Origin of the sequence: Collinsella sp. 4_8_47FAA (assembly GCF_000763055.1) — a bacterium.
Classification (GTDB): domain Bacteria; phylum Actinomycetota; class Coriobacteriia; order Coriobacteriales; family Coriobacteriaceae; genus Collinsella.
The window spans coordinates 142048-168126 of record NZ_KN214134.1; the positions used below are offsets into that span (position 1 = coordinate 142048).

The 26079-nt window shown below is 60.7% G+C and carries 20 protein-coding genes; 11 read left to right on the forward strand and 9 right to left on the reverse strand.

All coding sequences use genetic code 11. From position 1 onward, the window contains the following. Positions 1-21: 21 nt before the first annotated feature. Positions 22-2238 carry an acyltransferase family protein gene (locus HMPREF9463_RS00610; protein WP_052043975.1) on the reverse strand — a complete coding sequence of 739 codons (2217 nt, stop codon included), beginning with the start codon at positions 2236-2238 and terminating at the stop codon, positions 22-24. A gap of 186 nt (positions 2239-2424) precedes the next feature. Between HMPREF9463_RS00610 and HMPREF9463_RS00615 the strand changes: the two genes are divergently transcribed. From HMPREF9463_RS00615 to HMPREF9463_RS00645, 7 genes are all read left to right on the forward strand, one after another. Then, the gene (locus HMPREF9463_RS00615; RefSeq protein ID WP_035136599.1) at positions 2425-3387 is read left to right on the forward strand and encodes a ribokinase; all 963 of its coding nucleotides are present in this window, start codon (positions 2425-2427) and stop codon (positions 3385-3387) included. A gap of 30 nt (positions 3388-3417) precedes the next feature. Beyond that, positions 3418-4392 (forward strand): nucleoside hydrolase, encoded by a 975-nt coding sequence (locus HMPREF9463_RS00620; protein WP_084591719.1) that lies wholly within the window; start codon positions 3418-3420, stop codon positions 4390-4392. Between the two features lie 103 nt (positions 4393-4495). Continuing rightward, on the forward strand, positions 4496-4984 hold the full coding sequence (locus tag HMPREF9463_RS00625; RefSeq protein WP_035136600.1) for an S-ribosylhomocysteine lyase: 489 nt from the start codon (positions 4496-4498) through the stop codon (positions 4982-4984). A 135-nt stretch (positions 4985-5119) separates the two neighbouring features. Continuing rightward, the gene (locus HMPREF9463_RS00630) at positions 5120-5764 is read left to right on the forward strand and encodes a DUF4867 family protein (protein WP_035136601.1); all 645 of its coding nucleotides are present in this window, start codon (positions 5120-5122) and stop codon (positions 5762-5764) included. A 253-nt stretch (positions 5765-6017) separates the two neighbouring features. Beyond that, positions 6018-7817: a histidine kinase N-terminal 7TM domain-containing protein gene (locus HMPREF9463_RS00635; protein ID WP_035136602.1), complete on the forward strand. Its 1800-nt coding sequence runs from the start codon at positions 6018-6020 to the stop codon at positions 7815-7817. A 2-nt stretch (positions 7818-7819) separates the two neighbouring features. After that, entirely contained in the window at positions 7820-9313 is a 1494-nt protein-coding gene (locus tag HMPREF9463_RS00640) for a sensor histidine kinase (protein ID WP_035136603.1), read from the forward strand. Beyond that, on the forward strand, positions 9310-9930 hold the full coding sequence (locus HMPREF9463_RS00645; protein WP_035136604.1) for a response regulator transcription factor: 621 nt from the start codon (positions 9310-9312) through the stop codon (positions 9928-9930). Before HMPREF9463_RS00640 ends, HMPREF9463_RS00645 begins: the two co-directional genes overlap by 4 nt. 109 nt (positions 9931-10039) lie before the next feature. Here the strand turns inward: HMPREF9463_RS00645 and HMPREF9463_RS10300 are convergent, their stop codons facing one another. From HMPREF9463_RS10300 to HMPREF9463_RS00665, 4 genes are all read right to left on the reverse strand, one after another. Next, positions 10040-10882, reverse strand: coding sequence for a hypothetical protein (locus HMPREF9463_RS10300; protein WP_052043976.1), 843 nt, complete (start codon positions 10880-10882; stop codon positions 10040-10042). Positions 10883-10962: 80 nt separating this feature from the next. Then, positions 10963-12204: an SPFH domain-containing protein gene (locus HMPREF9463_RS00655; protein WP_035136605.1), complete on the reverse strand. Its 1242-nt coding sequence runs from the start codon at positions 12202-12204 to the stop codon at positions 10963-10965. A 48-nt stretch (positions 12205-12252) separates the two neighbouring features. Beyond that, on the reverse strand, positions 12253-13575 hold the full coding sequence (locus HMPREF9463_RS00660; RefSeq protein WP_035136606.1) for a hypothetical protein: 1323 nt from the start codon (positions 13573-13575) through the stop codon (positions 12253-12255). A gap of 24 nt (positions 13576-13599) precedes the next feature. Beyond that, positions 13600-14337 (reverse strand): DUF4428 domain-containing protein, encoded by a 738-nt coding sequence (locus HMPREF9463_RS00665; RefSeq protein ID WP_035136607.1) that lies wholly within the window; start codon positions 14335-14337, stop codon positions 13600-13602. Positions 14338-14714: 377 nt separating this feature from the next. Here HMPREF9463_RS00665 and HMPREF9463_RS00670 point away from each other — a divergent pair, with 377 nt between their 5' ends. Beyond that, the gene (locus HMPREF9463_RS00670; protein ID WP_084591721.1) at positions 14715-16259 is read left to right on the forward strand and encodes a helix-turn-helix transcriptional regulator; all 1545 of its coding nucleotides are present in this window, start codon (positions 14715-14717) and stop codon (positions 16257-16259) included. Between the two features lie 182 nt (positions 16260-16441). On the opposite strand, the gene mgtA is transcribed toward HMPREF9463_RS00670, so the two are convergent. Then, positions 16442-19210 carry a magnesium-translocating P-type ATPase gene (gene mgtA / locus HMPREF9463_RS00675; protein ID WP_035136610.1) on the reverse strand — a complete coding sequence of 923 codons (2769 nt, stop codon included), beginning with the start codon at positions 19208-19210 and terminating at the stop codon, positions 16442-16444. 437 nt (positions 19211-19647) lie between these two features. Here mgtA and pyrE point away from each other — a divergent pair, with 437 nt between their 5' ends. Next, positions 19648-20328 carry an orotate phosphoribosyltransferase gene (gene pyrE / locus HMPREF9463_RS00680; protein WP_035136611.1) on the forward strand — a complete coding sequence of 227 codons (681 nt, stop codon included), beginning with the start codon at positions 19648-19650 and terminating at the stop codon, positions 20326-20328. Between the two features lie 353 nt (positions 20329-20681). Here pyrE and HMPREF9463_RS00685 read toward each other — a convergent pair whose 3' ends face one another. Beyond that, positions 20682-21854 (reverse strand): Fic family protein, encoded by a 1173-nt coding sequence (locus HMPREF9463_RS00685; protein ID WP_035136612.1) that lies wholly within the window; start codon positions 21852-21854, stop codon positions 20682-20684. A 581-nt stretch (positions 21855-22435) separates the two neighbouring features. Between HMPREF9463_RS00685 and HMPREF9463_RS00690 the strand changes: the two genes are divergently transcribed. Both HMPREF9463_RS00690 and HMPREF9463_RS00695 read left to right on the forward strand, forming a co-directional pair. Further along, entirely contained in the window at positions 22436-22972 is a 537-nt protein-coding gene (locus tag HMPREF9463_RS00690) for a PTS sugar transporter subunit IIA (protein ID WP_035136613.1), read from the forward strand. Positions 22973-23208: 236 nt separating this feature from the next. Continuing rightward, entirely contained in the window at positions 23209-23766 is a 558-nt protein-coding gene (locus HMPREF9463_RS00695) for a hypothetical protein (protein ID WP_035136614.1), read from the forward strand. Positions 23767-24244: 478 nt separating this feature from the next. Here the strand turns inward: HMPREF9463_RS00695 and HMPREF9463_RS00700 are convergent, their stop codons facing one another. Next, positions 24245-24913 carry an HAD family hydrolase gene (locus tag HMPREF9463_RS00700; RefSeq protein WP_035136615.1) on the reverse strand — a complete coding sequence of 223 codons (669 nt, stop codon included), beginning with the start codon at positions 24911-24913 and terminating at the stop codon, positions 24245-24247. 105 nt (positions 24914-25018) lie between these two features. Next, positions 25019-26053, reverse strand: a complete 1035-nt coding sequence (gene hypE / locus HMPREF9463_RS00705; protein ID WP_035136616.1) for a hydrogenase expression/formation protein HypE — start codon at positions 26051-26053, stop codon at positions 25019-25021. Positions 26054-26079: the final 26 nt, after the last annotated feature.

The window sequence follows — 26079 nt, forward strand, 5'->3', positions numbered from 1 at the left end:
TTTTGGGTTGTTTGCTGCGGGCTATTTGTCGGTGCCCAGCTTGTGTGGCTTGATAGCGAGAGCATTGACGAGCGCGTCGGTGGCGGACTTGACGGCTGCCGGTTGCGGATCGTTGACGTGATCCTCGGGGTGTACGGGCAGGTCCTTCTTGACAGCATCGTGGATCAAGTTGAGGTACTCAGTCACGCCAGTGGTCGATAGGTGCGTGCCATCGCCATCGAACAGGTCGTTGCGGTTAGCACTGTATCCGTACCAATCGATAACGCGCACGTTCTTGTAGCGCGTAGCGGCGTTGGCGATGGCCTGGTTGGTAGAGCCAACCCACGGCTGCGGGCTGCGCGTGTTCACAAACACCACAATACGCCTATCTCCTGCATCGGCCATGATGGCGTCGATCTGGTCGTCGGTTACCAAGCCGTTGGTGCCCAGGGCAAAGACCACGATCTTGCCGGCAAGGTTCTGCTGGATATAGCCCTCAAATGTCGCACGGCCCGCATCGAACTGGCGGCCCTTTTCGGCATCGATATGGCTGTGCGGGAACACGCCGTCAAAGGTGTCCACGGCACGCAGCGACACGGAGTCGCCGATCATAAGCAGATCGTAGGAGCCATCGGGGAAGCCGTCGTTGTCCTTGTCGGTGTCGTCGGCCGCTTGCTGGTCGGTGGGCGCGGTGTTTTTGGCTTCTTTGTTCAGAACTTCGGCGCCCTCGCCGCTCAGCGCAGACGTCTCGGGCACAAAGATCAGGCCGCCCAGTGCAACGACCAACACGATAGCGCAGGCTGCGCAGACAGGGATGTGCGCGCGTGCCCAGTTGGCGGGCGTGGTGGTGCCATCGCGGAATTCGGCGACGGTGCGGCCGAAGGCACCCTTCCTAAACGGCGTTTCGATAAAGCGATAGGAGCACTCGGCTACGGCGACCACCACAAGTACCTGCAAGATGTACTGCCACCAGGGCGTATCGTTGATGTTGGCGACCGGGTTCATAAGCAGCAGCAGCGGATAGTGCCACAGGTAGATACTGTACGAGCGCTTGCCAACCCACACGAGCGGCTCGGCGGACAGCGCGCGGGCAACCATTCCCTGGGGCTGCACGCAGGCCGCGATGACCATGAGCGTGAGGATGGAGCATAGCAGTGTGCCGCCGCGATACTGGAACGCGGTGTAGCCGTTGGTGAGCGCGACCATGGCGGCAAGGCCAACCAGACCCACGACGCCCAGTACATCGATGGATGCGGGCGAGGACCAAAAGCGCACGAGGGCGCTCGGCTGTGCCGGGGCGGTCTCGGCTGATTCGTCGGCCTTCTCGCCAGGCTTGCCCTCGGCGTTTTTGCCGTGCTTGGCGGCGCCAGCCAGGCGATTGAGCCCCAAACGATGTGCGAGACGCACCGGCGCCAGGTCGCAATCGGGGATAAAGGCCATCCAGGTACCCAGCAGCAGCGAGAACACGCGGGTGTCGGTGCCGTAGTACACGCGGCTGGGGTCGGCGGCAGGGTTGTAAAGCACCATCATGGCGAGGGCAGATATCGCGGCAAGGCCCAGAACCACGCGGCGCGTGTTGGGTTTGCTCACATGCATGGATACCATGGCAAACAGCAGTGGCGGCCAAATCAGGTAGAACTGTTCCTCGATGGCAAGCGACCAAAAGTGCGTGAGCGGCGAGGGGTCGCCCAGAGCATTGAAGTACGAGACGTTTTGGGCAATCTGCCACCAGTTGTTGAAGAACAGCAGCGACGGCAGGATGTCGGGGCGCATCTTGGTGAGCATCACGTGGTTGAAGACGGTGCACAGAGCACAGGTCACCACCACGACGGTCACCACGGCGGGGACCAGGCGACGGATGCGGCGGATCCAGAAGCTCTTGAGGTCGATGCGGCCGGTCTTAGCGACTTCGTTGAGCAGCAAGCGCGTGATCAGATAGCCCGAAAGCACAAAGAAGATCGTGACGCCGAGCAGGCCGCCCTGAGCCCACGTGAGGTTAAGGTGATAGAGCACCACCGCGACGACGGCGAGCGTACGCAGGCCGTCGAGTGCAGGGATGTAGCGGGACTTGGGGCGAGCAGGCGTCTGCTCCGCGGCGGGAGTGTTGGCGCGGCCCGCGTTGTTGGCAGAAGCGCGATGGGGGCTCGTGGTGCGTCGCGGCTCGTTGGCACGGCGTTCGCTCTTCACGCGTTCGTGCGGCGCCGGCTCGTTGCCCGTGCGGCGTCGACCGCGCGAGCCCGATTGCGAGAATTGTTCCATAAAACATCATCCAATGACGAGAATAATCAGCACGTATTCATTGTAGCTGCCTGCTCCTGTGAATGCTTGCTGCTGGCGCAACCTCAAGGGTGCGTTCACATCAAAGTGAACTAAAGTTATAGAGGTGCGAAGGCGCGCAATCGACGGTCGACGGTGGGTGCAAAGCCCGCAGATGAGGAGGTTTCCATGGCAGATCGCGGCATCGTTGCGGTGTTCGGCAGCATGAACATGGACCTTTCGGTGGCGTGCGAGCGCATACCGCGTGCGGGCGAGACCGTCGGCGGCAGCGGGTTTATCACCAACGCCGGCGGCAAGGGCGCCAATCAGGCCGTAGCTGCCGCGCGTATGGGCGCGTGCACGCACATGATCGGCGCGGTCGGTCGCGACGCGTTCGGCGCATCGCTCGTGGTGGGGCTCCAAGACGCCGGCGTGGACTGTGACTTTGTAGTGCATCGCGATGACGTGGAGACGGGAACGGCGACCATCATTCGCTGCGAGGGCGACAACCGCATCGTACTGTCACCGGGCGCCAACCATGCGCTTGCGGGCGCGGACGTTGCCTGCGCGCTGAGGCGTCTGGTGGCCCATGAGCTCGACGGCGACGCCAGCGAGATTGCCCCGGCTGCCGGAAGCGTCTTTATCGCCCAGGGCGAATGTGACCTTGCAGCGACGGCCGAGGCGCTTGTTTGCGCTCGCGAGCTGGGGTTCTATACGGTCTTTAATCCGGCGCCTGCCTGCGAGCTGCCTGCGGAGGTCTGGCCTGCGGTCGACCTGGTCTGTCCCAACGAGACCGAGTGCCAGGTTCTGACGGGCATTCTGCCCACGGATGATGTGAGTTGCGTCGCCGCGCTCAATGCGCTGCTCGACAAGGGCGCCGGCGCCGCGGTCATCACGTTGGGCGGTGCCGGCTCGGTTACGCTCGGCGATGGCGGTGAGCTGCTGCGCATGCCGGCACTTTCGAGTACGGTAGTCGATACCACGGCCGCCGGCGATACGTTTATCGGCGCGTTGGCGGCGGCTCGCCTAGAGGGCTTGCCGCTCTTTGAGTGCATGGCCGCGGGTGCTCGCGCCTCGGCAGTGACGGTGTCGCGCCTGGGCGCTCAGCAATCGATTCCCACGCGCGCCGAAGTTGAACATTGGTTTGGTTAAACGATAAAGACGGAGAAGCGGAGTAGAACAATGGCAATCAAGAAGCTGATCCCTGATCTGGATATGGGTGTTGACGATGCGATGGCGCTGGCCTATGCCATCGCGAGCCCCGAGGTGGAGCTCGTGGGCATCACCACGTGCTTTGGTAACGTGCGCGTCGAGCAATCGGCGCACAATTGCCTGGCGGTGCTCGATCTGCTGGGTCGCCCCGAGGTTCCGGTGTACCTGGGTGCCGACCGTCCTCTGCAGGCGACTGAGCCCTATACGCCGCCGGCGTCCACCGCGCTCATTCACGGCAAGAACGGCATCGGCGGCGCGAGCGTGCCCGCGTCGCCCTACGAGCCGGTGGGGGCGACCTCGGCCGACGGCAACGCTGCGGTCGATTATCTGATCGATGCCGCGCGCACCTATGGTCCCGATTTGGTCTACGTAGCGACTGGCCCGCTCTCCAACCTGGCGCTCGCCCTGGAGCGCGATGCGGCGGCGATGATGTCCATCGGCCGCGTGGTCGTGATGGGCGGCGCCCTTACCGTGCCCGGCAACGTGAGCGCGGGCGCCGAGGCCAATATGGCGAGCGACCCCGAGGCAGCCGACGCGGTGCTGCGCTCGGGCCGTAAGCTCACCATGGTGGGTCTGGACGTGACGCATCGCGTGGTGCTCACACGCCGCGACATTGCCGGCTGGACGGGCTCGGGCACCATGGCGGGCTGCGCATTTGCGAGCATGGTCGAGCACTACATTGGCTCGTACGAGATGAACGCACCCTACCTGGGTGGTTGTGCGCTGCACGATCCGCTGGCCGTTGCCGTGGCGATCGACCCCACGCTCGTAGGTGCGCTCGGCTGCAACCTGCGTGTTGATCTGCTGGGCGAGTATCGCGGCCGCACCATTTGCGACGAGCGCCGCCTATCCGATCCGGACAAGAGCGCGCTTGTGGCACTGACCGTGGATGCCCCGCGCTTCCTGTCCGAGTTCAAGACGCGCATGGCCCGTGTCCTGGGCTAAGCTGTCTTTTTGGGACGGGGCTTTTTTGACTGGTATGATTGGTACGACCATTCGAACCGGCTAAAAGGGCCCCGTCCCTAATTGACTAACGAGAGGATCTGCCATGGAGCGCATCGCGAGTTTTTCCGTTGACCATCTGCTGCTCGAGCCCGGCGTGTATGTGAGCCGCATCGACCGCGATCCGGCGACCGGCGCTGCCGTCACCACCTTTGACCTGCGCCTGACCACGCCCAATAAGGAGCCGGTCATGAACACGGCCGAGTGCCACACTATCGAGCACCTGGGCGCGACGTTCCTTCGTAACCATGCCGAGTGGTCGAGCCGCATTGTCTACTTTGGGCCCATGGGCTGCCGCACGGGCTTTTACCTTGTCGTGTTTGGTGAGGTGACGAGCGAGGAGATTCTGCCGCTCGTGCGTGAGCTGTTCGAGTTCGTCGCCGGCTTTGAGGGCGATGTCCCCGGTGCCGCTCCCGAGGAGTGCGGTAACTACCTGGACCAGAACCTCCCCATGGCAAACTGGCTCGCGCGCCGCTACCTCGACCGCGACCTGGCCGATATCGATGAGAAGCACCTGCACTATCAGCGGGCGTAAGGCTGCTGGCAGGAATAGCGTTTGCGCCAGAAGCGCTCCCGCTCTTTGTGGGGCGCTTTTTCATGCTGGGCGCTCAAAACGGAACGAGATAGTTCTAGAATATTCATACTGTCACATAAGCGAACAGGAGCGAGCATGCATATCTACTCTGTATCAGATCCCGAGTTCAAATCTTATGGCCGCGTGTGGAACGACGTTCCGTCCAACCTGACCGCTCCGCTCGTCGAGGCGCTCTCCGCTACGCCCATCCCCGAGGGCAGCAAGTACGTAGCAAGCGCGCCGGAGCTCGAGGGCGTCAAGGATGCCGATAAACTGGGCTTTCTCATGTTTGGCGGTCGTCCCTTCCAGCTGGGCTGGTGCAACGGCCACAACACGCGTCTCAACTGCCTGGAGTACCACCGCGCGAGCGAATTCAACCTGGGTGCACGCGACTTTATCCTGCTCGTGGCGCATCGCTGGGAGATCGAGGACGGCAAGCTCGATACCGCGTGCGTCAAGGCGTTCCGCGTGCCGGCGGGTACGGCCGTCGAAGTCTTCAACACCACGCTCCACTACACGCCGTGCATGGTCGACGACGGTGGCTTCCAGGTGATGGTGGCGCTGCCCGCCGGCACCAACGGCCCGCGCCCCGAGGTCGCGGCCGACATGCCCTCGGCCGGCGACAGCTACTGCTACTGGAAGGCCGACAAGTGGGTCCTCTGCCATGCTGACAGCCCCAAGGCAGCCGAAGGCGGCTACGTAGGCCTCATCGGCAAAAATCTCGACATCACCGTGGACTAGCGCATTGCCCCAAACCACCACAAAGGTGCCTGTCTCCTTTGCGGTGGTTTGGGGCGGGCGGATATCGGGAAGTGCCGGACGGGGGAGGCTGCCGGGCGCCTTGCCGTCTGCGGATTTTGGGACATGTGGCCCGCTTTTTGGGCCCGCCTGTCGGTACACTAAAAGCACTATGGGTACCCGCGAGCGACATATCGGCCACGCGGCCGCCCGATCCGCACCCGTGGCGGATCCCAGGGGCGGCAGGCTCTTCGCCATGCCGCGATTCCTTGTTGGCATAACACATCAGGCGTATCGTCACCGCGTCTTTGCTATCGCCGGCGCCATCACCGCACTGTTCCTCATGCTTTTGGCAGTCTTGCCGGCGCTGTTCGCCTCCGACCCCAAACTTTCTAACGTCGTGCCCGCCTATAGCGAGGTGTCCGAAGAGGTCGTGGATGCGCTCGTCCATTCGAGCTCTCTCCCGCTGCTTGTCGCCGCAATTGCATTTTCGATTTGGGGCGTATCGGTCTATCTGCGCTGTTTGGACTATGTGTTGCGCCGCCGCCTTGTTGCCGTCGCCACCATTTGCACCCTGTGGATGATCGAAGTCATTCTCAAGTACAAGTCGTTCACGCCGTTCTATGCCACCGTGCTGTGGTACCTGTACTACGTGCCCATGACGCTCATTCCACTGCTCTACCAGTTGTGTGGTCTGCGCCTTACGGGCCTGGAACAACACCGCGCGGGCCGCCGCTACCGCAGCATCCTGTGGATCGTGGCCATCCTACTTATCGGTTTTGTGCTCACCAACGATTTCCATCGGCAGGTATTCCACTTTGACCGTGCAAGCGACACCTGGAGCAACGATTACACGTACGGTTGGGGTTATTTCGCTGTCTTAGTGTGGACGGCCTTTAACTTTGTGGCCTTTTTTATCTTGGTTGGTCGGTCCTCATCCTTTCGCATCCAGCGTTTCTCGGGCACGGCGGCGCTCGTACTGCTGGGTGGCGCATTCTTTGCCGTCTCGTATGCGTTGCGCGTGCCCTGGGCATGGAGGCTCAACTTTTCGCTCGTCTACTGCGTGCTGTGCGTGGTGACGCTCGAGATTTGTCTCGATTGCGGTGTCATTCCGTCGTATCACGACATCGCCGGCATCTTCGACACCTTGCCGCTCGACCTCAAAGTTCTAACGCGCGATCTGCAGGAAGTCTATGCCACGCCGGTGTCAAAGCCAATGCCGGTAGGTGTGCGCGAGGAGTTGCGGACCCAGGAGCTCGGCCGCGCCCATGCCTTTGCCGTGGCGTCCGATCCCAATGTGATGTACCGCGCCTTTCCGCTACTGGGCGGATCGGCCCTGCTTGCCCAAGACGTGTCGGAGCTCAACGAGCTTAACCGTGAACTGGCACATCGTCGCATGGAGCTGCAGCGTCAAAACGAGCTGCTCGCCGCCGACTACGACCTTAAGACGCATTTGGCAGATCAAGAAGCCGAGACCTTGCTGGTCCAAGACGTGGACCAAGCGCTTGCCCGCGCGCTCGAAGGGATGTACGACCTGCTGAGCTCGCTGCCTCCGTTGACCGATGAAGCGTCTTTGCACGAGCGTTACCGTATGCTGCAGCGCGCCAAGATGCTCGTCGCCTATTGCAAGCGCAAGGGATCGCTCACGTTGGCACAGCACGGGGAGAGCGGTTTTGACCGCGACCGCATTCAGCTCATTGCCAACGAGCTCGCAAGCGACCTGCGCACGATCGATATCGATTGCGCCTCGATTATCGCCATACGGCGCCCGATGCACGCCAGTACGGTAAGTGCCCTGTACGACTGCGTGTATGACTTTGCGTTTTTTGCCTACGCCACCGACCATCCGGCGCTCATGTATCACCTGAGCGACCACGATTCGTGCAGTGTGGAGCTGCGCGCCACGCTTTTCTCTAACGACGAGGAAGACCTGTCGCAGGCGTCCGCCGCGCGTGAACTCGAGAACGAGCTGCAGGGACGCAACGTGGCGTATCGTCTTGAGGGCGAGTCCGGCCAGTTGCGCCTGATCGTGTTGATGCCGCGAGCAGGTGAGTGACGATGCAGATCCCGCTCATTCTTCCCCAGATTGTCGCGCTCGACGTGGCCTTTGCCCTGGCGGCGTGCTTGCAGACCATTCACGTTCCGCTTATCGCGTCGCGTCGTTCGTCCTATAACCGCAAAGTAATCTGCACCTATGAAGCGAGCCTGGTTGTACACCTGGTTATCTCTGCCGTCATTATGTTCGCAGCGAGCGGTTCGCATCTGGTGGCACCACTCCCTGTCATTGCCGAGACAGCGGGCGGGCTGCTGTGGGCCAACGCCGCGATTACCGCCTATGGCGCGGTCCTTATGGTGCATTATCGCCGCCCCGTCATGCTGGTTGAACTGCTGCTCGTTGCTGCCGCGACGCCGCCGGCGGTTTACGTCATGGGCCCGGTGTGGACTGCGGTTCCTATCGCGGATGCCGCGTTCTTCCTGTTCCGCTCCATCGCCGCGCTCTTGATGGACGTCCGTAACCGCCAGGAGGATATCACCGCATTCTCGACGATTGAAACCATCAACGTGATTCCCGTGGGCATCCTGTATCTAGACCCGAGGGGCCGTCCGCTGCTCATGAACCGCTGCATGCGTAAAAACCTGGTGGAGCTTCATATGCCAACCGATCTACGCGACATGAGCGGCACATGGAACGACCTGCGCAAACTTAGCATGCAAATGCCCGAAAGCAGCAGGAACCGTGTGCGGATTAATCTGGACCGCTTTGGTGAGGCGCGGGCGGTGGTCGAGGTCTCTCCCGCCGAGATTCGCCTGTTTGTGTGCGATCGTGTTATGGTTTCGGGCCGTTCGTTCGAGCGCATTATCGGTCTTGATGTGACAGAGTACGCGCATGCTCATGATCGCTTGGCGCAAGCCAACCACCTGCTTGAGGTCGCGGGCCAAGAGCTCCAGTCCCAGATCGAAGAAGTTAAAAAGGTTGCCGACAATGCGGCCTACCTGCGCATGCGCGCCCGCGTGCACGACGTGATCGGTCAGCGCCTGTCCATCCTCCATCGCTATTTGGAGGAGGGGCGTCTGGACGACGAGTCGCTCGAGCAGATTGACCCGTTGCTGCGCTCAATCGCCGCCGATTTGCGCAGTGGCGGTGCCAGCGAGCCTGCAGAGCAGCTGGGTGATATCGTCCATGCTTTTGGCCTGGTGAGTGTGCAGATCGATGTTGAGGGTGCGCTTCCCGAGGACACGCGTGTCGCGGCGGCCTTTTTGCAGATTATCCGCGAGGCCTCGACCAACGCCACCAAGCACGCGCAGGCCCACCAGGTCCATGTGCACCTGTGGCAGGAGGAGTCGAACGGATGCGACATCGCGCGCATGACCATCTCTAATGACGGCGCGCCGGCCCCCGTATCGTATCGCGAGGGAACGGGTATCCCAGGCATGAGGCATGTCGCACAGAATCTGGGCGGCAGCCTAGGGGTCCACGCCGCCCCGCCCTTTACGCTTGCGGTATCCATTCCGCTTAAAGCCAACGACACGTTCCAAAGGAGAAGCTCATGATCCGCGTGTTGATCGTCGAAGACCAGGCCATCCTGCGCGAGAGCCTGGCGCGCTCCGTTGGCGACCAGCCCGATATGGCCGTTGTTTCCGCAATCGCCGATGCCTCCGAGGCCTTGGGTGTCGCGCTCAGGGAGCGCCCGGACATGATACTGATGGACGTATGCACCGAGCATGATTCCAACGGCATCGTGGCGGCGGCGCGCATCAAGGAGCAGCTGCCCGAGTGCCGCATCATTATCATGACCGGCATGCCCGAGATCACCTTTGTCGATCAGGCCCGCGAGGCGGGCGTCGATAGCTTTGTGTACAAGAACGTCGGTATCGACGAGCTGTTCGCCGTGATGCGCTCCACGCTGGCGGGCTATTGCACGTTTCCCAAGCCGCCCGAGAGCATTTTTTCGGGCACGGCAGCTCTCGACGATGTCGAGCTGTCGATTTTGCGCCTTGCCTGCGAGGGCAAGAGCCGCCGCGAGATCGCGGCCGAGCTGTTTATGAGCGAGGGCACCATCAAGCGTCGCATCTCGGAGATCCTAAGCAAGACCGGCTACGACAACATCATGCGCCTGGCCGTGCATGCGGTGACCGAGGGCAGCATCGTTCCTAACATGGAGCGCTAACGCTCGTTGCGTATCGGCATAAAAACGGCGGGGCCGCAGGATCATTTCCTGCGGCCCCGCCTGGTGCGCGCGGATGTGTCCGCCAATCCGCGGCTGATGTTACGTGCCGCTACGCGATGGTTGCGCTGTAGGAGGCGACGTCCTCGTAGGAATCGGTCAGGTAGGCGTCGATGCCGATGGTCGTGTTGACCAGGTCGTCAAGGCTGTCAAGCTCGCCGCTCGAGAACGTGAATTCCTCGGTGGCGTTGGTGCCGGGCATCAGGTGAGCCGAGAACCAGGGGTCCTTCATGGTGCCGTTGACATTGGTCTTGCCGGAGGGAGCGTAGAAGGTCAGGTCCTTGTCGCTCTTGTTGGTGATGTTGACGACAAAGCCGATGTCGCCCCAGTCGTCCTTGAACTTCTCGGTGATGGTGATGGTGCACAGGTCGTCATCGGCGACGGTGACGGCGGGGGAGATTTCGACGCTCTGGACGTCGTCGTCTTCGACGGCCTCATCGATCTCTTCTTCCTTCTCGGCCGCCTCGCGATCCTTCTTCACCGTGCCGGACAGGTCCTTGTCGGACTTGGTAAAGATGAGCTTGTCGCCGTCCACCTCGAGGATGAGCTTGTCGTCCTTGAGCTTCAGGTCGTGCGACTCATCTTCGGCGGTAATCGTTACGGTGGTGGCGTCCTTGGCCTCCCATTTCAGGTCGGCGACCTCAAGGAACATGTCGAGGACGCCCGTACCGTCTTCGTCGAGGATCAGGATACAGTTGAGGCCCCACTCCTTGAGCATATCCATGTACTCATCGGTGAGCTCTTCGCCGTCCAAGGTTCCACCCGAGTACTGCCAGCTGCCGACGAAGTTGGCCTTGGGGTCTTTGCCGCCGCCGCTGCAGCCCGTCAGGGCAAAGGCGAGCGCCAGAACGCATGTCAGAAATGCGAGTACGGACTTTTTGAACGTTGTCTTCATGGTGTCCTCCTTTATCGAACGAAACCCATAGAAGCAAATGCGGGGGTGGCGGATCCCCCGCCAATTACCAGATAGAGGGGCTAGGGCCTGGGCGTTCCGCAGTTGCTGCAGAACTTGCCGCCGTTTTCGCTGCCGCAGTTGGGGCAGAACCACTTGGCCGGTGCCGGGGCGGGCGCGGGACTGCCGCACTCGGGGCAGAACTTGCCGGTGTTGGTGGCACCGCAACTGCAGGTCCACGTGCCGGCCGCAGGGGCAGCGGCAGGAGCTGGTGCGGGGGCGGGAGCCGGAGCCGGCTGCGGGGCAGCCTGCTGCTGTGCCTGGCCGGCGGCGAACAGCTGGCTGGCATTCATGCCGCCCATGCCACCTGCCATGCCCATGCCCATAAAGCCTGCCATCGCGCCGTTGGGGTTGGCCGCTGCCGCGCGCATCGCATCGCTCTGGGCGCTGGCGATGTTGGCGGCTGCCATGGTGGGATCGCGCATGACCGCGGCCTTCTGCAGGTCCTTGATCATCTGCTCGTCTTCTTGCGAGGCGGCGATGGAGTTGACGCCAAAGCTCACGATCTCGACACCACGCAGGTCGCGCCAGTCGGCCGAGAGGACCTCGTTGAGCGCGCGGGCGAGCTCGGTGGTGTGACCGGGGATGGCGCTGTAGCGAATGCCCATCTCCGAGATCTTGGCAAAGGCGGGCTGCAGAGCGGTGAGCAGCTCGGACTTAAGCTGACTGTCGATCTTGTCGCGCGTGTAGCTATCGGTCACGTTGCCGCACACGTTGGTGTAGAACAGCAGCGGGTTGGTGATGCGGTACGAATACTCGCCGTTGCAGCGCACGGAGATGTCGACGTCCAAGCCAATGTTGTTATCGACCACGCGGAAGGGCACGGGCGAGGCGGTGCCGTACTTGTTGCCGATGATCTCCTTGGTGTTGATGAAGTAGACACGTTGGTCTTTGCCCGCGTCGCCGCCAAAAGTAAAGCGGCTGCCGATATTGGCGAACGTCTCCTTGATGGAGTCGCCCAGGTTGCCGCTAAAGACACTCGGCTCGCTGCCGGTGTCAAAGACAAATTCGCCAGGCTCCAGCGCGACCTCGATGATCTTGCCGTTTTGCACCACGAGCATGCCCTGGCCGTCGTTGACGGCGATGACCGAGCCGTTGGAGATGACGTTGTCCTCGCCGCGCGTGTTGGAGCTGCGGCCGCCGGTGCGCTTGCTGCCCTTGCAGGCCAAGACGTCAGCGGGCATCGATTCGCAATAGATAAATTCCTTCCACTGGTCGGCCATGACGCCGCCGGCAGCACCCAATCCAGCTTTCAAGAGTCCCATGGTGATCTTCCTTTCTCGTCAAAGGCCGGGTGGTATTGGTCAGAATGGTTAATCGTCCTTGTTGTCCTTCATGACAACGGTGGTCTCGGTGTGGCTGAAGGTGTCGTGCTTCTCGGTCAGGTCGAGCTCGCCACAGTAGCAATCGGCGTGGGTGGCCTCGTTGGCCGTCTTGAGCTGGCCCACCAGCAGCATGTCTGCGATGATTACGATGATCAGCGGTGCAACGATGTTGATGAGGACGCCCTCGATATCAAAGGTGAGGTAGTCCGGATTGAAGGCGTTCTCGCCCATAAAGAGAATCTGGGAGAGGACAAACCCGATCACAAAGAACAGCACCGAGGCGATGGCGAGCTTGGGCTTGGAGCAGGGGAGCTCGCCGACCATGCGACCGGTCTGGCCGTTCATGGCAAACAGATAACTCTTGCCGTTCCACGAGGTGGAAAGCATCCACACGGGAAACAGGGCGTAGTCGCTGTCTTCCCAGGTGTAGTCGAGCTGCTTGCTTTCGACCGTGGCGTCGTCATACTCGTCGACGACGGTCTCGCGCAGGGCCGAGATCGTACTTTCTTCCATGCGGCGCTCGGCGCGCGCCTTGCAGGTTTCGCAATCCTCGTCGTAGCGGTTGGCGATGTAGCCGGGCATATACGCGACCGAAAACGGGCGCAGCGCATCGTAGTCAAACGGCTCGATGGCGTCCATGTGGCCGTCGGGCATCTTGGACGATCCGTCGACGGGCACGCGCTCAAACGAGATATTGCCTTTACGGTAGGCGTCGTAGTGGTCGGTGGTCGTGACGGTGCGATCGGATTCCTCAGTCACGGTCTCGTTGGTCGCATCAAAGCACACTTCGCCGTCTACGCGGGCGCCGTAAAGCCAAAACGGCACGTAAACGCCTTGGACTTCGTCGATATGGTTGCCGGTGACAAAGCTCTTGGGCAGCAGGATCTTGCCCTTGTAGTGTTCCTTGAGTGCGGCCGTGACGTCATCGCGCCCGAGCTTAAACGGAATCACCAGGTCGGGTGAGAAGTCGCCAGAGAGCTGGCCGGGTGCCACGGCGGAGTTACCGCAGTACGGGCAGGTGGTGACGGCGACGGTGCCGTCGGACACGAGCTCGGCGCCGCACGACGAGCAGATGTAGCCGGCGTTTTGGGCCAGCTCCTGCACGGCATCGTCGACAGCAGGCTTGGGGGCCGCGGCTGCGGCATCGGCTTTGGCATCTGCCTTGTCCTGGCGCTCGCGATAGAGGGCCTCGACTTCTTCGACTTCAAAGCGCGAGTCACAGTAGTCGCAGACGAGCTTTTGCTCGGCGCTGGCAAAATGCAAGGGGCCACCGCAGGCAGGGCACTGATAGTTAACGCTCTCGAAGGCCATGATCGGTCCTTTCGCTGCCGGAGGCTATGCGCCGATGGCGCCGCCGCAGTATTCGCAGCGCCCACTGGCATCGGGAATGGTGGTGGCTCCGCAGAAGGGGCAGGTCACCGCGGTCTTGGGGGCCTTGGCGGCCACGACGCTGTCGCGCGTCTCCTGGCGCAGCTGCACCAGCGCGTCGCGGACCTCGGTTGCCTGGCGCTTGGCCTCGCGGTATTCGATGGAGCCGCGCTGATCGATGGTGGAGTCGTTCACGCGCAGGTTGATTTCGGTAAAGTACGGCGTGTTGACGTGGATGGTCAGATTAAAGTCGTAATCCAGGTCGTAGCGCGGCGGGTTGTAGCTCTCGCGCTCGCCGTCCTTGGTCTCGCGATAGATCTCGGTGCGATGCTCGTCGATATCCATATCGCAGCCGAGTACCTGCGAGAACTCGATGATGTCGGGATTGGCGTCGCGCCAGCGGCTCTGCGAAGTGATGATCAGCAGGCCCGCGTCCTCATCGAGCATGATATTGGTGCGCCCGGCAGAAAGCGTGCGCGTGGGGTTGAACGAAGACAGGCGCTCGGCGTTGGCCTCGCGGTAGGCGAGTTGCTCACGGATGTCGTCCGCGGTGCTGGAGCGATAGCCGTGAAAGTAGGGGGAGAGCTTGCCGGCGCACTCTTTGCACAGGTAGCCTTCATTGATTTTTGTCTTACCTAGAAGTCCCAGCTCGGTACCGCAAATCGCGCACTCTTTCTTCTCGAACATCTTGTCAAAGAAACCCATGGCTGCCTCCCATCAACTGGTAGCGTGTGTCACTTTTGATGATGGGGGAGTGCGCGATCCTTCGCGATACCCAGACGGCTCAAGGAGTCTCCACAGCTGGGACACATGGCCCATTTTTGACTAGTCGCCGGGGACGTTCTTAAACGACTAGTCGCTGGGCGCCACTCATTGGGGACGTACTTAAATGAGTGGTAGTTGGAGACACTCCCTGCCGAGCTTGAGGCCGCGCGTGTCCCTTCTGGTCCATGAGGCTCAAAACCGCGGCGTGATGTGGACGGCTGGGGTCAAATTTGCAGCATTTCGAGCTCGGCTTCGATATTGAGACTGGTTCTTTATTAAAATAGATTTCCAGACAATTGAGCGGCTGGGGGTTAACCATGAGGGACATGGGAGACACAACCGCATATTTGCGTCGAGGCATTCGGGAGATTATATGCCTGGCGCTGTTCTTCTTCACGTTTTTGGCGTGCGAGTATCTTTTTGATGTGCGCATGGCCGAGTTCGTGTCTCCGAACGAGGTCGTTATTTATGAGAGCCTTGTCATCGGCGCGAGCGTGATTGGCTTCTTTGTGCGTCCCATTCTGTACTATCGCCGTCCCCATGCCATTGAAGCAACGAGTGACGTCACGGGCGTTTTGCTGGTGGCGGCATTGCTGCTGTTGATTATGGCGGTTCAGGTTGAGGTGGTAATTGCCGGCGGTTTGGTGGCGTGCTGCGCGCTGGGCTACTGCGGATCGACTGCCCACGCAAACTTTGCGCGGCGCTTTGCACGGACGCCCTGCTTGGCGCGTGCGGCTGCACTTTCCTACGCCATGGGCGTTCTGGTGCAGGTGCTCAACCACATGGTGATGCCTGCCGGCATTCCTCAGCAGGCTGTTCTGGTCGTCTGCGCGATCGCGCAGGTGGCGTCGCTCCACGGTGCCCGACGCGCCAAGCTGCGCGACGAGTCCGATCCCAGCTTTGAACCCAGTGTTGCCGGGCTTTCGGTAGATGCTCTGGAATATGGCGCCAAGTGGCATGACGATCCCGAGGCAAAGGCGGCATTCCGCCGCACTGCAGCTCGCTTGACCGTGGCGACAGCGTATCTTTCCGGCGTATTCGCCGCTCTCAACGCGGGCCTCGCGACCCTGCATGCTACCGGAGCCGTTGATTTGGGTGACTGGCCGCGCCTGCTGCTTGTCGTGAGCTCGTTGGCCGCCGGCGTCCTATTTGACCTGCGCGGCCGTTCGTATATGAATATCGGCATGACATGCGCCGCCATGTTGTCTACGCTTTCGTTCTTTGTGCTCATCGTCGATGGCAATGGCGGCAACGAGCTTGCTGCCACGATCATCTTTTATCTGGGCTCGGGCTTTTTCGTGGTGTTCTTTACCACAAAATATGCCGCCGTCTCGCTCTATGCGCGCTGGTCATATTTTTGGCCGTGCATGGGTCGCGTCGTCAACAACGTGTGCTCGATGTTCGTGACGGCGCCGGCAGTGGCGATTATCTCGAGTCAAAACGTGCTGGCTGCGGTCGGTGCGGCGCTCGTGATGTTTGTGGGCATTGCGATTACGCTGCTGGGGCAGTTGGGGCAACGAGCCGATGATGCCGCGATGCGGGACGGACTGCCGCTTGCCACCGACGATCTTGGTGGGGATCTTGCGCCCACATGCTCCGACCCCGAGCCCGTGGAGGCAGCGGAGCTCACGTCCGATGAACGCCTTGATGCCTTCGTCGCCACCTTTGGGCTTACAGAGCGCGAGCGCGATATTCTTGAGGTCTTGGTCGTTTCGGACCAGAGCGTTCAGGACATCGCCACAACGCTCTTTCTTTCGCGCTCCACGCTCTATCGCCACATTTCCTCGATCAACAAAAAGGCCGGTACCGCCTCGCGTGTGGCCCTTATCAACTTCTTCTGGTCCTGGACACCCAAGGACTAGCTAATCTCCCAATAAGTTGCGGTGGAATAGTCCCTAAATTAAAGTCACGGGGCTTTAAACAGGAACTATTTCACCGCAATTGCTGGGGGGGATAGACTGCGGCGGCGGCAGAGGCAACGGCAGCGGCGTTGGCAGCTGTGGTAGTGGCAACGGCAGCTGGCAGGGTGTTTTCCGTCTACTTGCTACAGCAGCTCGCCGTGGCGGGCAATGTAGCGGCGCTTTGCCAGCTGGGTGAGCGCGATATAGGCGGTAACGATGCCAATGAGCAGCCCAAAAAAGCTCGCGGGCAGCGGCATGAGGCCGAGCGCATCGGCGATGGGGCTTGCCGGCAGCCAGGTGACGAGCGCCAGGCCCAGCACGGTAAGAACGCACAATGCGGGCGCGGCGTGGTCGCGCGGGCTCGGCAGATGCGGGGAGCGCAACATGTGGACCACGAGTGTCTGCGACCACATGGACTCGACAAACCAGCCGCTCTGGAAGAGCGCAGCAAAGGTCGCCATACCCGCGACGTCGCCCGCGGCGGCAAGCTCGGACCAGCTTGCGTCCACGGCGGCGGGGCACACGACAAAGAAGAGCGCGGCGAAGGTCACGATGTCAAACAGCAAGCTCACGGGGCCCAGCTCGAGCATAAAGCCCTTGATGGATGCGGCGTCCCAGGCACGCGGGCGGGCAGTCCAGGCGTCATCGACGGTGTCCCACGGCAGTGCGATGCACACGATCTCGTAGACCAGCGACAGCAGTACCAGCTGCAGGGCGCTCATGGGCAAAAACGGCAAGAACAGGCTCGCGACGGTCACGGACAGCACATTGCCAAAGTTGGAGCTCACCGTGGTCTTGAGGTACTTGAGCAGGTTGCCGTAAGTGCGGCGGCCTTCGATGATGCCGCGCTCGAGCACGCCCAGGTCCTTCTGAAGCAAGATGATATCGGCGGATTCCTTGGCAATATCGACGGCCGAATCGACCGAGATGCCGCAATCGCTCGCACGCATGGCGGCGGCGTCGTTGATGCCGTCGCCCATAAAGCCCACGGTGTGGCCGAGCATCTCGCGCATGACACGTACCAGGCGCGCCTTCTGCAGCGGCGAGAGCTTGGCGAAGAGGTGGGTTTTCTCGGTGCGCTCGGCAAGTTCGGCGTCATCGAGCGCATCGATCTCGGAGCCGAGCAAGACGTTGCTCGCATCGATACCAATCTGCTCGCAGACGGTGGCGGCGACGCGGTCGTTGTCGCCGGTTAGGACCTTGACCGCCACGCCCTTGGCCTCGAGGGTGGCGACGGCGCCCGCGGCACTTGCTTTGGGCGGATCGAGGAAGGCCAAAAAGCCCATCAGCACCATGTCGCACTCGTCAGCGATGCCAAACTCGCCCACGCAGCGCGGATTGGTCTTCTGCGCCACGGCAATTACGCGTAGGCCCTCAGCGTTAAGTCCGACGATCTGCTTGCGAATCTGGGCGAGCTTCTCGTCGGTGAGCGGCTGAGCGATGCCATCGATCTCGACAAAGGAGCAGATCTCGAGCATTTCCTCGGCAGCGCCCTTGGTAACCATCTGGGTTTTGCCTTGGGCGTCGGCGACAACTACGCTCAGGCGACGGCGCGAGAAATCGAAGGGAACCTCGTCGACCTTGGTATAGCGGTCGCGCAGACTCTGGCCCAGTATAGAATCGGGCACGACGGTCGAGGGCGTCACATCGGCACGGTCGATTACGGCCAGGTCGATAAGGTTTTTGAGGCCGGTTTGGAAGAAGCTATTCAAAAATGCATGGCGCAGCACGCGTGCGTCTTCGTTGCCGTCGGTGCTGAGATAGCGCTCGAGCACGATGCAGTCTTCGGTGAGGGTGCCGGTCTTGTCGCAGCACAGGACGTCCATCGCGCCGAGGTTTTGAATCGCCGGCAGCTCCTTGACGATAACCTGGCGACGGGCGAGGTCCTTGGCGCCCTGCGATAGGCTCGTGGTCACGATGACGGGAAGCATCTGCGGCGTGATGCCCACGGCCACGCTCGTGGCGAACAGCAGCGCGTCGATGACGTTGCCCTTGGTGGCGGCGTTGATGGCAAAGACGGCCGGCGCCATAACGAGCATCAGGCGCACCAGCAGCATGGAGACGCTCGAGACGCCGCGGTCAAACGCGCTCTTTTCGCCGCGCCCGTTGAGCATCTTGGCGATGCCGCCCAGGTAGGTGTCCGAGCCGGTGGCAACGACAAGCGCCATGGCGGCGCCGTTTTGCACGGAGGTGCCGGTAAAGACGATATTCTTGCAGGCAGAGAGTGGCAGTGCGGAGCCGTCGGCGCCCTCGACGACGGTGACGGCGGTGGTCTTCTCGACGGCCTCGCTCTCGCCGGTGAGTGCGGACTCGATCACAAACAGGTCGCGCGCGGTGATGATGCGGGCATCTGCCGGCACCATATCGCCGGCAGAGAGACGGATTACATCGCCGGGGACGAGCTCGTCGAAGGGGATCTCGATGCGCTCGCCGTCGCGCAGGGCGGTGCAAGTGTTGGAGACCAGGTCCTTGAGGGCCTCGGCCGCATTGCCGCTGCGGGCTTCCTGGATAAACTTCATGCCGCCCGATACCAGCAGCATGGTGCCGATGACGATGACCGTGGAGGGGTCGCGCTGCGGTTCGGGCACGGCGAGCACGTCGATGTAGAGCGAGACCAGTGCGAGCGCGGCGAGGATGCCGGCGAAGGGATCGATGAACGCGTCGGCGATGCGGCGGGCGAGCGTTTTGGTCGTTGCCTCGATGGTGTTGGGGCCGACGGCGTTCAGGCGTTCAGTTGCCTGCTCGACGGTGAGGCCGTTTGCCGTGGCGTCAAGCAGTACGAGGGCGTCCTCGGCACTATGGGTGGCGGCGAATATGGTGTTCTTGGACAGGCCGGTATGAGCGGCAGGGCGCGCCGTGCGGCGGCGCTTGGAGATGGCTTCGAGTACCGTGACGGTTTTGAGCATCAGCATAGGGTCCTCCTTGTTGAGGGGAGTTAGCGTACGTGTCGTATTTGCTTCAAAAAACCTAGATGTCGCTCACGTCAAGCTCTTGAGCCCACAAAGGGTGCAGCGCGCCTTTGCGGTGGTTTTGGCGATCTGCCGGTGGCGTTTATGCGTGTGCGGAGTCCTCGCGGCGTGCCGAGGGCGACATGCAGGTTTTTCGACTAGGACTGCCTTCCATGGCACACCTCCTAAAGGCTGAGCGCAGCGCGCTTTGGGTATCTCGTACCCCTTTTTAATCCGCCCGTATTCTTGATGAGGGGGTTTGACATGTCAACCCCATTGTTCGGAAAACCATTCCCCCTGACAAAGCCTTTACAGAATGCCGTGGCCCCAAAGCGCGCCCGCATCGACGCTTCGCCTGCGCTAAACTGGAAGGCACGTACGCGATTACGAGAGGAGCCCGCATGGAGGCTTACAAGCAAGAGTTCATCAAGTTTATGGTCGAGTCCGACGTCCTTAAGTTCGGCAGCTTTACGCTCAAGAGCGGCCGTCAGTCCCCGTTCTTTATGAACGCCGGCGCTTACGTGACGGGCTATCAGCTCAAGAAGCTGGGCGAGTATTACGCCCAGGCCATCCACGATAACTTTGGCGACGACTTTGATGTGCTGTTTGGACCGGCCTACAAGGGTATTCCGCTGGCCGTCGTGACCGCAATTGCCTACCACGAGCTGTACGGCAAGGAGGTCAAGTACTGCTGCGACCGCAAGGAGGCCAAGGACCACGGTGCCGATAAGGGCAACCTGTTGGGTTATGAGCCCAAGGACGGCGACCGTGTGGTCATGGTCGAGGACGTTACCACCAGCGGCAAGTCCATCGACGAGACCTATCCCAAGGTCAAGGCTGCTGCCGATGTCGAGATCAAGGGCCTGATCGTGTCCCTCAACCGCATGGAGGTCGGCAAGGGCGGTGTGACCACCGCGCAGAAGGAGATCGAGGCCAAGTACGGTTTCCCCGTCGCGAGCATCGTCTCCATTGCCGAGGTCGTCGAGACCCTCTACAACCACGAGATCGACGGCAAGGTTGTCATCGACGACGAGCTCAAGACCGCCATCGACGCCTACTACGAGCAGTACGGAGCACGTTAGTTACGGCGTTTTACCAAACGCCGTAACTGCTCGACGCTGCGCGGGCCGCATTTGGACAATCTGACGTTCAACTTCAAGGGCGCGACCAGAAGGTCAGCGCCCTTTCGTTTCACGTCACCTTGTCTCAAATGCGACCCGCTCGCTGTCCGTTCTCTACCTGCGGCGTCGTCTTGCTCCGAATGCGGCCCGTTCGCTGCCGTTGCCAAGGCATCGGCGTTGCCGGACTAGTCATTGGGGACGTTCATAAATGACTACTCAGGAATGAGCGTGGATAATCTCCCGTTTTTGGCCTGTGTGCGGGCTCAAAGTGGGAGATTATCCACGCTCGCTTTAATTTGCCTGGGCTGCGGTGCCTATCTAATCGGCTCGGCGTCTTCCCTGAGAATCGAAAGATACTCTTCATACCCGTACTGCCGGTATCTCTGTCTTGACTCGTCGAGCGGACGGAGGATACCCAATTCTTCAAATGATTTGACGAGCGAGCTCGCGGTACTCCTGCCGATATCGAGTTGGGCAGCGATGAATGCGGTGTCGACGATGGGGTGCTCTTCAAGAATGCCCAACAGCCTTTGCCCGTTTGCAGCAGTCCTTCCGAGATTTTCGGTAATGGTTGCTGTGGAACGGTTATGGAGGTCAACAAGGTTTTTTAAAGACCCTACCGAGTCCTTCGCACTCTCGAGAAGACTGTTGCAGAAAAACTCTATCCATTCCTCGTAAGTGCCTCTCTCCCTTACGGATGTGAGTTGCCGGTAGTACTCGCTTCGGTTTTTCTTGAACTGGAACGATGGATAGAACAAGCAAGAATGAAGAACGCCATCATTGATGAGCATAAGTGTAATGAGAAGCCTGCCCAGGCGACCGTTTCCATCTAGGAATGGATGGGCAGTTTCAAATTGGTAATGGACGAGCGCCGCCCGCACAATCGGATCCATTTCGACTTGAGGCTCATTGATAAAGCGTTCGAGGTCCTGGAGCGTGTTACTCAAATCTTCAATGTTTGGAGGGACAAACGATGCGGTTGCAATGGTGCAGCCTGAGGGGCCAATCCAGTTTTGTGAGGAGCGCAGCTCGCCTGGATTCTTCTCCGTTCCGCGCACTCCGTCCAGCAGGACCGCATGAACTTGCCTAAGAAGTCTCGTGCACAAGGGCATCTTTTTGAGCAGTTCTACGCCGCGGTCGACAGCACGGACGTAATTCACGACGTCTGCGACATCTTTATGATGGAGTTGTGTTTGCGATGGACTAAGTAGGTCGTCAAACGTGCACTGGGTTCCCTCAATTTGCGAAGAAAGGAGTGCTTCTTTGCGCACGTACATTGTCAGATACATATCGGCGTTGGGAACAAAGTAGAGCATGCCTTCAAGCTCTCCAAGCTTTCGTGAGCATGCGGAAAGCGTGCGATAGGTTTCCTCGGTGAGGTTTAGCTGTCTCAATGATTGCAAGGGCGTTGGAAAAAACGAATAGTAAGCCAATTTCCCCGATAGATTATTGCGGAGCGTTCCCTGGCCGTTCTCCTCGATTTGCATCGCGCCCTCCATATCTTTAGTGCCGGAAACTCGTTATTAGGCCAATCATATCAATTCTAATAACGAGTTTAAGGATTAAATAGTTATTAGAATTGATGTAAACAATCTAATGATGAGAAGTCGTTATTACTTGACCATGGAGCTCGGCTTGGTACAAGGGGGGGGGGTTATCCAAAATGAGAGCGGATAATCTCCCGTTTTTGGCTCGGTGACGGCCTCAAAGTGGGAGATTATCCACGCTCGTTAGTTAAGCGTCCGAAAATCCACACTCGCCAAACCTACCAAAAAGGGACAGGTTTATTTTGGCACGTTTCGGTCGGTATCAGGAAGTGTCAGGGACGGGGCGGCGGCAGGACTCGAGAGCGAAAAGAAGTATCGGGTTTGGCGTGCCCGCTTCTGCCCGTCCCGCGCGTGGGCGATACTCGGCTTATCGAACCGCGATGCAAAGGAGATGCTCATCCCACGAGCACTACCGAGAAGGGCTTGCGATTCGAGTCCCCACCTTAGCATTTGAACCATTTGGCACTATAATTACCGTAGGCATGCGCACAACGTTGCGCTTAATCAAGAGGAGAAAACGTATGGGTCTGTTTGATATGTTCAAGAAGAAGGCTGAGCCCGCGGCTGCCGCTGCTCCGGCCTCCATCTCTGCTTCTGCCGGCGCCGACGTGCTGTGCTCGCCCGTCAAGGGCAAGGTCATCAAGATGGCCGACGTGCCCGATCCCGTCTTTGGTGGCGAGGTTCTGGGCAAGGGCTGTGCCGTGTGGCCCGAGGACGATCTGGTCTACGCTCCCTGCGACGGTAAGGTGACCGTCACCATGGGTCACGCCGTGGGTCTGCAGTCCGATAGCGGCATCGAGGTTCTGGTGCACGTTGGCGTCGATACCGTCAACATGAACGGCGATGGCTTCGAGGGCTTCGTCAAGGCCGACGACGTTGTGAAGGCCGGCCAGCCCATACTCAAGATCGACCGCGCCAAGATCGCCGCTGCCGGTTACAAGGACTGCGTCGTGGTGGCCGTGTCCAACACCGCCGAGTTTGCCGACGTCGAGCTCACCGTTGAGGCAGAATCCGCCGTCGCCGCCGGTGACGCCATCGTTAAGGTCGTTCGCAAGTAAACTGCGGCGTTCAAAGGATGTGCAAGGGTGGTCGGGTTTTCCGGCCACCTTTTTTATTGCACCGTGGGGAAGCGTTTTATTGCGCGTTGGGCGGGCTTGCAAACCGTTCGGACGCTAAAACGAACCGACCGCGCCTTCGCGTTGCCGAGGGTGTTCATAAGTGGATAGTATGGGCTTACTTATTACAACGTGCGCCGCGTCTGGGAAGCGCAGTGCCGCTCATTGGGAGGAACAACATGAAAAAGAAGCTGCTGCTTGCGCCCCTCATGGCCGTCTTGGTTGCATGTGTGGTCGTGCTTTCCGGCTGTGGAGGTCCTTCGGTTGAGGAGCTCATCACCGAGGATCTTACGACGCAGTTTGACGAGGTCAAGAACGGTGGCGACGACTTCCTTTCTGGTCTGGAGGAGGCTTCAGGCGACGAGTTCGAGCAGCTGGGTATCGATCCCAAGGAGTATGCCAAGACCTATCTCGAGGGCTTTGACTACAAGATCGGCGACGTGACGGTCGACGAGGACAAGGGTGTCGCGACCGCCGAGGTCTCTATCACCTGCAAGTCTATGAACAAGATCGTTGAGGACTTCTCCACCCAGTATCAGGAGAAGGTCGCCGCGCTTGATACGGTTCCTTCCGATGACGAGCTGTACAAGATGGCCGGTCAGGTTATGGTCGATGTGACCAAGGCCACCGAGCCCAGGAAGACCACGGTTATCTTCAAGTACACCTGCAACGACGACGGCGAGTGGTCTGCCGACGACTCCGTCAACTCCGAGATGATGGATGCAATGCTGAGCTAGGGGGTTACGCGGTTCTACGAACCGCGTAACCAGTTGACGCTGCGCGCCGCCCAGGACGACAATTTGTCATTCAAAAGGCAAGGCATGACCAGAAGGTCTATGTCTTGCCTTTTTCATGCCAACTTGTTCGTCCTGGACGTCGCTCGCTGTCCATCCTCTACCTGCGTCGTTGCCATGGTGCGGCACTTGTAGTCATTGGGGACGTTCTTAAATGACCAGGCGGCAGTTGGGGACATTCCTTGTGCCAGCGTTGCATCGAGTGCTTGGGAAACCGCGACCCGGTTTTTGGCCGAATAGTGGGTCGCGGTTTCCGGATGGGGTGGGTTGCGGAAAGTGCGACCCGGAATATTGTTCTGAAACGGGATGCGGTTTCCCTGATGTGCCTCAAACGGAAAGCGCATCCCATTCCGGAGCTTCAAAACGGGATGCGCTTTCCGCGCGGAAGAATTGTCGCAGCTGCGTTAAGCAGTGTCGCTCGTTACTCGCCCAGGATTAGCGCTGCGAGCTCGCCCTGGGTGTCCACCACGTAGTCGGCGCCGGCGGCTTCCAGCTCTGCGCGGCCGCGGAAACCCCAGCTGACGCCCGCACTCTTAAGGCCGGCGTTGTGGCCGGTCAGGATATCGACATTGGAATCGCCTACGTAGAGCGTGGTCGCCGGGTCGGCGCCTAGCTCTTCCATCACATGCAGCGTGACGGGTGCTTCGGGCTTGGGCGGAAACGCATCGACACGGCCCTGCACCAGCGCAAAGCGCTCGGAACCAAAATACTTTTCGATAAGCGGAGCCGCCGAGACGTGGTCCTTGTTAGTGAGCACGGCAAGCTGAACGCCCGCGGCGCGCAAGCGGTCGAGCATCTCGGTCGTGCCGGCATAGGGAGCGGTGTGGTCTTCCTTGTGCTCGCCGTAGTAAGCCCTAAACTCGGCAAGCGTCTGCTCAAACATGCGGCCGCCGCCTGCGTACTCGGCGGGCATAAAGCGCTCAACCAGCTTGAGCATGCCGTTTCCCACCTTGTAGCGGTACTCGTCGACGGCAAACGTAGGCCAGCCGTGCGTCTCGCAGGTATGGTTGCCGGCGGCCGCCAGGTCCTCGAGCGTGTTGAGAATGGTGCCGTCCAGGTCAAAGATCACATGGGAAAAAGCTGCTGCCATGGGTGCTCCTGCCGCTTGAGTTGTAAAACGCACCCCATGATACTGGGCATGCGTGCCGGGCATGTTTGGAATCTGAATATCTTTAATAGCCCTGAGCCTTTGTCGTTAGCAAATTCTCGGCAGCTGCTCTCCTACGAGCATGTCGAGGATGCGGGTCGAGCCCCAGCCGGTGCGCACGCGCACGGCGGGATGGGCGCCCTCGGCAAGTGGCAGCACGCGGCCGATGATGGCGGCATTCTCGCCGTAGCGGGCGGCGCGCATGGCGCTCAGCGCGGCATCGGCTTGCTCGGCCGGCACGACGGCAACCATCTTGCCCTCGTTTGCCACCTGCAGCACATCGTAGCCGAGCATCTCGCAGGCGGCCTGCACGTCGGGACGCACGGGCACGGCATCCTCGTCGATCTCCATGGCAACGCCGCTGGCCTGCGCAAACTCGTTGAGCGTCGAGGCCAGGCCACCGCGCGTGGGGTCGCGGAAGCAGCGTGTGTCGGGTGCTGCGGAAAGCACATCGGCAATCAGGTGGTTGAGCGGCGCGGCGTCGCTTTCGATGGTGCTCGAAAACGCCAGACCCTCGCGTTGGCTCATGATAGCGATGCCGTGGTCGCCCAGTGTACCCGAGACCAGGATGACATCGCCGGGCTGGCAGTTTGCGCCGCTGAGCGCCACGCCCGCAGGCACCTCGCCCACGCCGGCGGTATTGATATAGACGCCGTCGGCCCCGCCGCGCTCGACCACCTTGGTGTCGCCCGTGATTATGGACACGCCCGCCTCGTGCGCCGTCTCGGCCATCGTCTGCACAATCTGGCGGAGCCTATCCATGGGATAGCCCTCTTCGAGGATAAAGCCGCACGACAGGTAGCGCACGTTGGCGCCCGAGGTCGCGACGTCGTTGACGGTTCCGCACACGGCGAGGCGGCCGATGTTGCCACCGGGGAAGAACTGCGGCGAGACTACAAAGCTGTCGGTCGACATGGCGATGCGCCCGCTCGCGGGCAGCGCGGCGACGCCGGCATCGTTGCCTTCGAGCAGCTCGGGCGACCCAAAGGCATCCAAAAAGACCTCATCGATGATGCGCTTCATCATCTGTCCGCCGGAGCCGTGGCCCAGCAGGACGGTGCTATCGGTAACGCTATGGGACATATCGAAAACTCCAATCGTGGGTGGAA

Coding starts and splice junctions, on each gene's coding strand:
- HMPREF9463_RS00610 (WP_052043975.1), bottom strand. CDS start 2,238: ATGGAACAATTCTCGCAATCGGGCTCGCGCGGTCGACGCCGCACGGGC.
- HMPREF9463_RS00615 (WP_035136599.1), top strand. CDS start 2,425: ATGGCAGATCGCGGCATCGTTGCGGTGTTCGGCAGCATGAACATGGAC.
- HMPREF9463_RS00620 (WP_084591719.1), top strand. CDS start 3,418: ATGGCAATCAAGAAGCTGATCCCTGATCTGGATATGGGTGTTGACGAT.
- HMPREF9463_RS00625 (WP_035136600.1), top strand. CDS start 4,496: ATGGAGCGCATCGCGAGTTTTTCCGTTGACCATCTGCTGCTCGAGCCC.
- HMPREF9463_RS00630 (WP_035136601.1), top strand. CDS start 5,120: ATGCATATCTACTCTGTATCAGATCCCGAGTTCAAATCTTATGGCCGC.
- HMPREF9463_RS00635 (WP_035136602.1), top strand. CDS start 6,018: ATGCCGCGATTCCTTGTTGGCATAACACATCAGGCGTATCGTCACCGC.
- HMPREF9463_RS00640 (WP_035136603.1), top strand. CDS start 7,820: ATGCAGATCCCGCTCATTCTTCCCCAGATTGTCGCGCTCGACGTGGCC.
- HMPREF9463_RS00645 (WP_035136604.1), top strand. CDS start 9,310: ATGATCCGCGTGTTGATCGTCGAAGACCAGGCCATCCTGCGCGAGAGC.
- HMPREF9463_RS10300 (WP_052043976.1), bottom strand. CDS start 10,882: ATGAAGACAACGTTCAAAAAGTCCGTACTCGCATTTCTGACATGCGTT.
- HMPREF9463_RS00655 (WP_035136605.1), bottom strand. CDS start 12,204: ATGGGACTCTTGAAAGCTGGATTGGGTGCTGCCGGCGGCGTCATGGCC.
- HMPREF9463_RS00660 (WP_035136606.1), bottom strand. CDS start 13,575: ATGGCCTTCGAGAGCGTTAACTATCAGTGCCCTGCCTGCGGTGGCCCC.
- HMPREF9463_RS00665 (WP_035136607.1), bottom strand. CDS start 14,337: ATGGGTTTCTTTGACAAGATGTTCGAGAAGAAAGAGTGCGCGATTTGC.
- HMPREF9463_RS00670 (WP_084591721.1), top strand. CDS start 14,715: ATGAGGGACATGGGAGACACAACCGCATATTTGCGTCGAGGCATTCGG.
- mgtA (WP_035136610.1), bottom strand. CDS start 19,210: ATGCTGATGCTCAAAACCGTCACGGTACTCGAAGCCATCTCCAAGCGC.
- pyrE (WP_035136611.1), top strand. CDS start 19,648: ATGGAGGCTTACAAGCAAGAGTTCATCAAGTTTATGGTCGAGTCCGAC.
- HMPREF9463_RS00685 (WP_035136612.1), bottom strand. CDS start 21,854: ATGCAAATCGAGGAGAACGGCCAGGGAACGCTCCGCAATAATCTATCG.
- HMPREF9463_RS00690 (WP_035136613.1), top strand. CDS start 22,436: ATGGGTCTGTTTGATATGTTCAAGAAGAAGGCTGAGCCCGCGGCTGCC.
- HMPREF9463_RS00695 (WP_035136614.1), top strand. CDS start 23,209: ATGAAAAAGAAGCTGCTGCTTGCGCCCCTCATGGCCGTCTTGGTTGCA.
- HMPREF9463_RS00700 (WP_035136615.1), bottom strand. CDS start 24,913: ATGGCAGCAGCTTTTTCCCATGTGATCTTTGACCTGGACGGCACCATT.
- hypE (WP_035136616.1), bottom strand. CDS start 26,053: ATGTCCCATAGCGTTACCGATAGCACCGTCCTGCTGGGCCACGGCTCC.